Origin of the sequence: Metapseudomonas phytobenefica (genome assembly GCF_043392685.1) — a bacterium.
In the GTDB taxonomy this organism is placed as follows: Bacteria; Pseudomonadota; Gammaproteobacteria; order Pseudomonadales; family Pseudomonadaceae; genus Metapseudomonas.
On record NZ_JBHZGM010000098.1, the window covers coordinates 1 to 566 of the forward strand.

Annotated in this window: 1 protein-coding gene; it reads left to right on the forward strand. The window is 64.3% G+C overall.

The window, feature by feature from the left end:
• Positions 1–566 (forward strand): aldehyde dehydrogenase family protein (locus tag ACFW0B_RS25920; RefSeq protein ID WP_449151814.1); only part of this gene is annotated, 566 nt, incomplete at both ends.

A 566-nucleotide genomic window follows, 5' to 3' on the forward strand; every position in this document is an offset into this window, starting at 1 on the left:
TCCACCGTGGAGCTGGGCGGCAAGAGCCCGAACATCTACTTCGAAGACATCATGCAGGCCGAGCCGGCCTTCATCGAAAAGGCCGCCGAAGGCCTGGTACTGGCCTTCTTCAACCAGGGCGAGGTGTGCACCTGCCCGTCCCGCGCCCTGGTGCAGGAATCCATCTACCCGGCGTTCATGGCCGAGGTGATGAAGAAGGTCAAAGCCATCAAGCGCGGCGACCCGCTGGACACCGAGACCATGGTCGGCGCCCAGGCCTCGCAACAGCAGTTCGAGAAGATCCTCTCCTACCTCGACATCGCCCAGCAGGAAGGCGCGGAAGTGCTCACCGGCGGCGCGGTGGAAAAACTGGAGGGCAATCTGTCCACGGGCTACTACATCCAGCCGACCCTGCTCAAGGGCCACAACAAGATGCGGGTGTTCCAGGAGGAAATCTTCGGCCCGGTGGTGGGCGTCACCACCTTCAAGGACGAAGCCGAAGCCCTGGCGATCGCCAACGACACCGAGTTCGGCCTCGGCGCCGGCCTGTGGACCCGCGACATCAACCGCGCCTACCGCATGGGCCG